Here is an 8943-nt window from a genome sequence, read left to right as displayed (position 1 = left end):
GGGCGGCGGCGCAGCCGGCCGGGCCGGCGCCGACGACGAGCAGGTCGATGGTCCCGGCCGGGCCGGCCTCGGTGGCCGGCCCGTGCGCCGCCGGGGACGCGGCCGGGGACGCAGGGGAGACGGTCGCGGACGCGCTCATGGTGTTGGGAGATGTCGGTGTCGCCACATCGGCCCAGTGTCCCAGTGCGTTGGGCACACGCCCGCGTGAGGAGGTTCGTACAGTTCATCAGGTGGATGCCCTTGCGCAGGTGGCCGCCTGGCCGGTGGAGAACGCGGCCGTCGCGGTGCTCGTCTCCGGTGGTCCCGCGGATTCCGCCGGTGATGCCCCCGGCGCGGTCACGGCCGCCGGGCCGGTCGGGGACGCCTGGTCGGTCGGGGACGCGGGCAGGCTGTTCCGGCTGGCGTCGGTGTCGAAGCTGCTGTCCGCCTACGCGGTGCTGATCGCCGTGGAGGAAGGGGTCTTCGCCCTCGACGACCCGGCCGGCCCGCCGGGCTCGACCGTCGCGCACCTGCTTGCCCACACCTCGGGCCTGGAGTTCGCCGGCAGCCGGCCGCGGGCCGAGCCCGGGGCGCGGCGGATCTACTCGAACACCGGTTTCGAGCTCCTGGGGGAGACGCTTGAGAAGGCGTCCGGGATCGCCTTCCCCGACTACCTGGCCGAGTCCGTGTTCGCGCCGCTGGGGATGGGCTCCTCCGAGCTGCGGGGCTCGCCCGCGCACGCGGTGTGGTCGAACCTGCACGACATGATCCGTTTCGCCGCCGAGCTGCTGGCGCCGCGCCTGCTGGCTCCCGCCACCTTCGCGCTGGCGACGTCGGTGGCCTTCCCCGGCCTCGTCGGTGTGCTGCCGGGCTTCGGCGCGCAGAAGCCGAACGACTGGGGGCTCGGTTTCGAGATCCGCGGCGGGAAGCAGCCGCACTGGACGGGCAGCACCAACTCTCCCGCCACGTTCGGTCACTTCGGCCGGAGCGGGACGTTCCTGTGGGTGGATCCCGCGCCGCGGGCGGCCTGTGTGGCGCTGACCGACCGCGAGTTCGGCACCTGGGCGGCGCAGGCGTGGCCGGTGCTGTCCGACGACGTGGTGGCCGCCGTCCGCGCGGCCGGTATCCCGGGCTGAGCGCGTTACCCGTGCCGGCGTGCTCCCGCGCCCGGCGGGGGCCGGGCCACCGGGTGGATCCCGCCGCCCGGCCGGTACGGCGGGCCCGCCGGGTGTGATGGCACCGGGCTCGTGGGTAGTTAGCAACCGATGGCCAATCCGATCAGCGCGGTCCGCTCCGGGGCACGGAAGGCATCCGGCGTCGCGGGTTCCGTACGCCGCGGGAGACCCTTTGTCGACCATGCCATACGTGGCTATCACCGGTATGTCGAGGACGGCGGTGACCGGCTCGCGGCGGCTGCCACGTATTTCGCCTTCCTGTCCTTCTTCCCGCTGGTGGCGCTGGCCTTCTCGATCACGGGGTTCGTGGTCGACGCGTATCCAGACGTCCAGCAGGAACTGGTCAACCAGATCAACAGTTATCTGCCGGGGATGGCGGACAAGCTCGACATCGCCAGTATCGGCAACTCGAAGGTCGGGGTCGGCCTGATCGGTCTGGCCGGTCTGCTGCTGGCCGGGCTGGCCTGGATCAACGCGCTGCGGGACGCCATCCGGATCATCTGGCACCAGAGTGTGGACGTCGGCAACGCGCTGGTGCGCCGGCTGCGGGACCTCGGCGTCCTAGTCGGGCTCGGGCTGATCGTGTTCGCGTCCATCGCGGTGACCAGCGTCATCACCTCGGTGTCGGGGACGTTCCTGGAGGGGATCGGCCTGTCCGGGAGCACCGCGGCGACGGTGGTGACCACGCTGCTCGCCCTCGGCATCGCGCTGGCACTGGATGTGACGATCTTCCTGTGCCTGTTCCTCTGGCTGCCGTCGATCACTGACCGTCGCCGGGTGGTGCGCGGGGCCATGCTCGGCGCCGTCGGGGTGGAGAGCCTCAAGCTCCTCGGCACCTGGCTGGTCGGGATGACGACCGGTAATCCCGTGTACGGGACGTTCGCGGTGATCGTCGGCCTGCTCATCTGGATCAACATCGTGCTGCGCTGGACCCTCCTGGTCGCGGCGTGGACGGTGACCGCCCCCTACGACTCCGACGTCGTCCCGTCCGGCACCGCCGTGGCTGTCCCGGGTGACGGTGCCACCGAGGCCGCCGTGGCTGTTCCGGATGACGGCGCCACGGAGGTTGTCACGGCCGTCCCGGATGGCGACACCGAGGCCGCCGGGGGAGCGGCCGGAGCGGCCGGACCGGCCGGTGACCCGCCACCCGCCGGTTCGCCGGCGGCCAGGCCGCCCACCGGCGCTGTTGCCGGCTCCGCCGATGACGGGGTGGACGTGCCGGCGCTTCGGCCAGGGCCGTCGGCAGCGTCGCCACGCGGTTGAGGCACGATCCGCACGAGCCCGCTCCCCGGAACCGTGACCGGGGCGGCGGACGCGGGCGGGTCCCGCGCCACCGCGGGCCGCGCCGCCGTTCCGGGCGGCATGCCGACGCCCGGGAGCGGTCGCCGCGCACGACGTCGGCGCAGGGCCAGCGCCACGGCGAGCAGCGTCACCGCGACAGCGGTCCAGGTGACCGGACCAACGGTGTGACCGCCGCTGGACGCCTCCCTGGACGTCTCTCCGGACGCCTCCGCCGTGCCACGTCCGTCCGTGCCGGCCCCGTTCCGGCCGGTGCCCCCGTCGTGACCGGCGCCTGCCCGGGCCGGCCCGCTGGCGGCCGCGTGCGCCACGTGGGCCGCGGGCTCGGCGTGCACCGCCGCGTCGACCCGGGGCAGCAGCTGCCCGACCGCGGTGACCGAGCCGACGTGCGTGAACCCCCAGTCGAACAGGGCGCGGGCGTCGCCGGCGTACGCGGGTGCCGCCCGCAGCATGGTGACGATGAGCGTGTGGTCGCCGCGCCGGACCGCGCCGACGTAGGTGGCGCCCGCCGCGATGGTGTAGCCGTTCTTGACGCCGATCGTCCCCGGATAGGAACCGAGCAGGTCGTTGTGGTTCTGGATCTCGAAGGAGGCGCCGCCCCGGCCCCGGACCGTCGCCCGCGGGACCGTCAGGAACCCCTTCACCGCGGGACTGGTGAGAGCGGCCCGGCCCAGCAGAGCGAGATCGTACGCCGATGTCGCCTGGCCAGGGGCGTCCAGGCCGGTGGGGTCGCCGGCGTGGGTGGCGTGCGCGCCCAGGTCCGCCGCGGTCCGGTTCATCAGCGTGACCGTGGCCGCGGTGCCGCCGGCGGCCTCGGCGAGCGCGGTGGCCGCGTCGTTGCCACTTGCGACGATCATGGCGGTGGCCAGCTCCGCGACGCTGTAGGTCATGCCCGGCACGAGCCCGACCCGGGTCCCGTCGATCCGCGCGGCCGCGTCGCTGACCGTCACCTGCTGGGCTGGCGGCAGACGCGGCAGCAGGGTGAGCGCGGTCAGGATCTTGAGCGTGCTCGCCGGCGGGTACTGGCCGTGCGCGTCCCGCGCCGCGAGCACCGCGCCGCTGCCGGCGTCGGCGATGAGCCAGGCGGCAGCCGTGACCTGCGGGGGAGGCGGCAGCGCCTGCGGGCTGACCACCACCCCGTGGCTCGCGAGCGCCGGGCCGCCGAGGGCGTCCGCCGGGGACGCCGGCGGAACCGGTGGGGGCGGCGGAACCGGTGGGGGCGGCGGAACCGGTGCGGGTGGGGGCACCGGTGCGGGTGGGGGCACCGGTGCGGGTGGGGGCACCGGTGGCAGGGAAGCCGGTGGCGGTGTCACCGCGGCCGCGGCCGCCGGCCCGGCGGCCGGGACCCCGCCGATCAGCCATCCCGTCAGGGCCGCCGCCAGAAGCACCAGCAGGGACGGGAAAGCCGTCAGGCGGACGGGCTGGGCCGGGGCCGGGCGGCCCGTCGCGGGCGTCCTGAAGCGTCGGCGAGTCCGAGGCACCCAGCCAAGTTACTGTCGGTCACACCGCTCCAGCCGCAGAAGCCCCGCCGTGTCGCCCTCCGGTCACCACCACGGCGTCCACACCGGACGTCCGCACCCGGGCTCGTGGCAACACCGTAATTGCCGCGTTTCCGCTGCCCGGGAACGGGAAGCAGAGCTGTCGGTAACAGGGAGCGGCTGACACGCCGCGTCTACGGGCTCCCCGCGTCCTGTCGCTCTTCTCCCGCGTCCTGCCGCTGTTCTCCAGGGTATCCAGGGCTGTTCATGACGGTGCGGAAGTGCGGAGGCCTGCGGCTTCTGCCGCGGTCCTGCCTGGCGGGGTATCGGGCAGGTCACGGACTGCGTTCGCCGCGGCCGCGGCCGCGGCCTTGGCATAGCCGGATGCCGGAGGCTCGGAGATGAGACCGTCCCGTATCCAACGGGCGAACAGGCGCTGAGCGGGGTCGATAGGAATGATCTCCGCGATCGGTTCTCCGTCTCGCGTCACGATCAGCCGCTCGCCGTGTGCGGCGCGGTCGAGCACGCTCGCCGCGCGACGACTGAGATCACGGGCATTGACCGATGCCTGTCCGGTTGCCATGTCAGACATGATCTGTTTCTGTCGGGCGCGGCATCAAGCGCAACATCAAGTATGGTGTCGGATACGGGACTGATCGGTCTGGGCTGTTCGTGCGTCCGTCCGAAGGCTTCGGGCTCGCCGCCGTCCCGGTCGGCTGCCGGTCGACGATCTTCAGATATGCCAGGTCATCCAGGTTGCTGGTTCGCTATAGGGTGTGTTGATGTCGATGGAGGAGCCCGGAGTGAGCGGGCCCCGGTCCGGTTACCGCACCGACTCGGTGGCCGCGGACGCCAGGGAGGCGCCCGACGGCACGGCAGTCCGGCTCGCCGGCCGGGTGGTGCTCTGGCGCCGGATGGGCGGCCTGATCTTCGGGCACATCCAGGACCGCAGCGGGCGCGTCCAGGTCTCCCTGTCCAGGGACGAGCTGGGCGCGGAGACCATCAGGGAGTGGTCCCGCGCGCTGAAGATCGGCGACTTCGTCGGGGTCGCCGGCCGTCTCTACACCACCCGCCGTGGTGAGCGGACGGTGGCGGTATCCGACCTCACCGTGCTCAACCGGACGGCGCGCGCCCTGCCGGACAAGTGGCAGGGCCTGTCGAACGTGGAGGCCCGCTACCGCCGCCGCTATCTCGACCTGCTGGTCAACGACGAGTCCCGGGCGCGGTTCCGGGCCAGGGCGAAGGCGATCCAGCGGATCCGCCGGTTCCTCGACGACAACGACTTCCTCGAGGTCGAGACGCCGATCCTGCAGGAGGCGGCATCCGGCGCCGCCGCCCGGCCGTTCGTCACCCACCACAACGCGCTCGACGAGGACTTCTACCTGCGGATCTCACCGGAGACGTTCCTCAAGCGCGTCGTCGTCGGCTCCTTCGACCGCGTCTACGAGCTCGGCCGCAACTTCCGCAACGAGGGCATGGACTCCTCCCACCTCCAGGAGTTCACGATGCTGGAGTGGTACGCCGCCTACTGGGACTACCGCGACAACATGGCCTTCGTCCGCGAGCTGATCCTGGCGGTGCTCGACGACGTCCTCGGCACCCGCACCGTCACCTACGAGGGCGTGAAGCTGGACTTCGGCGCCGACTGGCCGGAGCTGGACTACCGGGCCGAGGTCGCCCGGCACACCGGCATCGACCTGACCGTGGTACGCGACCTGCCGGCCCTGCGGGAGCGGGTCGCCGGCCTCGGGCTGGACGTCGAGAACGCGCCGTCGTACGCGGCCCTGGTCGACCTGCTGTACAAGAAGACGGTCCGGCCCGGGCTCGTCCAGCCGTGCTTCCTGGTGCACCACCCGGCGGAGCTGGTCCCGCTGGCCCGGCGCAGCGACGACGACCCCGCCAGGCTCGACATGTTCCAGGTCGTGGTGAACGGCTGGGAGATCGTCAAGGCGTACTCGGAGCTGGTCGACCCGGCCGAGCAGCGGACCCGGCTGGAGGAGCAGGCCGAGCTGCGCGAGGCCGGCGACGACGAGACCATGATGATGGAGGAGGACTTCATCGAGGCGATGGAGTACGGGATGCCCCCGATGTCCGGCCTCGGCCTCGGCATCGACCGGTTCACCGCCCTGCTCACCGGCGCGCCCACCCTGCGCGACGTCGTCCTCTTCCCCACCATGCGCGGCGCCCGGAAAGGCCAGCACACCCCCGACGACCAGACCACCCCCGACGCCTGACCGGATTTCTTCTCGCCCGCCCCGGACCCGCCGCGGCCGCTCGGCCCTGATGAAAGCCGGTGCAACGGGTACGGGCCGGAGAGTCCGCCAGGCCGGTGTGAGCCGGCTGTCGGCTCCTGTAAGATCTTTGGCGGCAGCACGCCGACGCTGGGGTGGGGTCAAACGGCTCAGGCCGTTCAAGAAGGTCAAACGGTGGTGGAATGGGCTGCTACGAAGGCGGCCCCGCCTGTTCACCCGCTGGGCCTGGATGGCCGAGTTCTGACGGACTGGATGAGGTGAGCGGAGTGATGGGAGACTGTCATGCTCCGTTTCCGTGGGAGCCCGGGGATGAGATCCCCCGGGCCGCCCGGCGGGATCAGCTCAAGTAACGGGATCCAGCCGAAGTGACCCGGACGCGGGTCGACCTCCTTGTCTTAGTAAAGCTGCGCAGGATGGCGGTGAAACGGGCGAGCGGTGACATGATACTCGGCGGGGTCAAACGGTCGTAGCGACGCTACGACCGTTTGACCCCGCCCTGGATAATCTTTGTCACCGCGTCGCAGCAGAGGATGTTCAGCTGGTCAGGGCGCCGAGGGCGTCGTCGAGGCCTTCCAGGTCGCTCAGGGGGATCGGCGTCCAGCGGTGTTCGCCGACTCCCGGCGCGGCGGCAGCCCGGATGCTGGCCGTCGTGCCAGCCGTGTCGGCGTCGTCGCCGCTGGCGTTCTCGCCATCCCTGAGCGTGTTGTCCATGGGGACGGTGTCCCCGGTCACGTCGTCCGCTGGGGTGTCTGGACGGGGTGGTGCCGGCTGCGGTCCGTGACCGGCTCCGGTCGAATCGGCGGGGGCGGTGCCGCTCCGGGTGGTACGGGCCGCGTGTGCCGATGCCGCCACCGGTGCCACCGGTGCCACCGGTGCCACGCCGACGGCGGCCAGGGCGGGCCACAGGGAGGCGAGCGCGGCGTCCGGGTCGATCTCGAACTCCGACTGGCGGATCCGCCAGAAGCGCCAGCCGGCCCGGCGCAGCTCCCGTTCGCGGGCGAACTCGTGGGCGATCCGCTCGGGCGGCACGGCGGTGTCCGCGTCGCACTCGACCGCGAGGCGGGCGCGCCCGCCGGCCACCACCAGGTCGACGCGCCGGCCGTTCACCTCGACCTGGGGCCACACCAGATAGCCGCGTTCGCGCAGGACACGGAAGACCCGCTGCTCGAAGAGGGTGTCGAACCGCGGGTGCGGGATGTCCGGGCGGACGTCGCGCGGCACGGGTACGGGCAGGGACGCGGACCCGGCGGCGGCCGGGCCGGCGTCGGCCCCGGCGGTGGCGGACAGGGACGGCCGCGCGGAGGTCTGGGACAGCACATAGCTGAGGTAGTTGTGCCGCAGGTCGGTCGGCTCCAGGTCGCCCGTGGTCACCGAGTGGAACAGCCACACCTGGTCGCGGGCGCGGGAGGTGGCCACGTTGAACCTGCGCTGGTACTCCAGCCGGGTCAGCGACGGGGTGGGGGTGCCGGGCGCGACGACCATAGACAGGAAGACCACGTCCCGTTCGTCGCCCTGGAAGTCCGGCGGGGTCCCGACGCGCAGCCGCCGGCGCTGCTGCTCGGCCGGGGACATCCGGCTGACCAGTCTGCCGCGGATCAGCTCCGCCTGGGCGCTGCCCTGCAGCACGACGACCCCGAAGGTCAGCCCGTCGTAGCGGGGGTCGTCGGCGCAGGCCAGCACCTGGGTCACCAGGGCCTCGGCCTCGGCCGCGTTGCGCAGCCCACCGGCGACACCGGAGGTGGCCGCGCCCGGGACGTGGCACGACCGCAGGGGTGGCAGCCGGTCCGCGCCGAACTGGCGCAGCGGCACCAGCGGGGCGTCCCGGTAGAACAGCGCGGACGACCATTCGATGATCTCCGGCATGCAGCGGAAGTGCTCGCGCAGCCGGATGACCTCGCCGAACCTCGTCCGCAGCAGGGTGAACAGGCTGGACCGGGGGGTGAACGCGATGCGCAGCCAGGTGGGGATGTCGGACAGCAGCGTGTCGAGACGTTGGAAGACCGGTTCCAGCTCCTCGAAGCTCGCCTCCGCCGGGGTGCACTGCCGGTCGTCACCGACCACGATCACGCGGGGGGCCAGCCACAGCAGGAACAGGCTGTCCAGCCCGGCCTGGCTGCCCTCGTCCACGATCACCACGTCGAAGCAGTCCCGGACGGCCGGGATGGTCGACAGCACCTCGCCGATCGGCATGATCCAGGCGGGGACGGCGGTCTGGGCGACCCGCATCGCCTCGCGCGCCGCCTGCCGGTACCGCTGCGCGTAACGGCCGGTGAACTTGCCGCCCGCGGCGACCGCGTCGGCGTAGGAGCGCAGCGCCGCGGACTGCTCGGCGCCCATCCGCGTAAGGCAGTGCTTCCAGGCGAGCGCGCCGGCGAGTTCGGCGGTGGCGGCGGCGAGGGCGTCCTCAGCCGCGTCGAGCTCGGCCTCGACGTCGGTCTCGCCAGCCGCCGTCCGCGAGCGTTCCAGCCAGGTCGCCGCGCAGGCCCACGCCCAGGCTTCGGGGAAGGACGCGGTCCGCCGGTCCCACCCGGCCGCGTCCGAGCCGTCCGGACGGCTCCCAGCCGCCGTTACGATGTTACGGAACGTATCCGTTCTCTCGGCATTCGCCATCCCGGCACCGGCCGCGCCGGCACCGCCGGCTGTGTGGGCCGGGTCCGGCGCCAGGCTCTCCAGCAGGGCGGCCAGGGCCGGGTGCGCGGCCCGCACACGCGCCAGCAGCGCCACGCAGCGCCGCTCCGCGTCCCGCTCGCCGTCGGCCTC

General features: G+C 72.8%; 5 protein-coding genes and 1 pseudogene. 3 read left to right on the top strand and 3 right to left on the bottom strand.

Going from position 1 to position 8943, the window contains the following annotated elements; translation table 11 throughout:
- Window positions 1-230 precede the first annotated feature (230 nt).
- Together NBW84_RS19325 and NBW84_RS19320 are read left to right on the top strand one after the other, a co-directional pair.
- A complete protein-coding gene (locus tag NBW84_RS19325; RefSeq protein ID WP_250286147.1) occupies window positions 231-1115 on the top strand; it encodes a serine hydrolase domain-containing protein in 885 nt (294 codons plus the stop codon).
- A 129-nt stretch (window positions 1116-1244) separates the two neighbouring features.
- Window positions 1245-2417, top strand: coding sequence for a YihY/virulence factor BrkB family protein (locus NBW84_RS19320; protein ID WP_250286146.1), 1173 nt, complete (start codon window positions 1245-1247; stop codon window positions 2415-2417).
- Between the two features lie 539 nt (window positions 2418-2956).
- Here NBW84_RS19320 and NBW84_RS19315 read toward each other — a convergent pair.
- Both NBW84_RS19315 and NBW84_RS19310 read right to left on the bottom strand, forming a co-directional pair.
- Window positions 2957-3505: pseudogene (locus tag NBW84_RS19315) on the bottom strand (D-alanyl-D-alanine carboxypeptidase family protein); the annotation flags it as partial.
- A gap of 691 nt (window positions 3506-4196) precedes the next feature.
- Window positions 4197-4514: a type II toxin-antitoxin system Phd/YefM family antitoxin gene (locus tag NBW84_RS19310; protein WP_250286145.1), complete on the bottom strand. Its 318-nt coding sequence runs from the start codon at window positions 4512-4514 to the stop codon at window positions 4197-4199.
- A 199-nt stretch (window positions 4515-4713) separates the two neighbouring features.
- On the opposite strand from NBW84_RS19310, the gene lysS reads away from it, so the two are divergent.
- On the top strand, window positions 4714-6165 hold the full coding sequence (lysS, locus tag NBW84_RS19305; protein ID WP_250286144.1) for a lysine--tRNA ligase: 1452 nt from the start codon (window positions 4714-4716) through the stop codon (window positions 6163-6165).
- A 552-nt stretch (window positions 6166-6717) separates the two neighbouring features.
- Here the strand turns inward: lysS and NBW84_RS19300 are convergent.
- A partial coding sequence (locus NBW84_RS19300; protein WP_250286143.1) for an AAA domain-containing protein occupies window positions 6718-8943 on the bottom strand: 2226 nt, incomplete at its 5' end.

Origin of the sequence: Protofrankia sp. CiP1_Cm_nod2 (genome assembly GCF_920664355.1) — a bacterium.
Lineage (GTDB): Bacteria > Actinomycetota > Actinomycetes > Frankiales > Frankiaceae > Protofrankia.
Note: the sequence above shows the minus strand (reverse complement) of the source record. Positions and strands in the feature narration are given on the sequence as shown.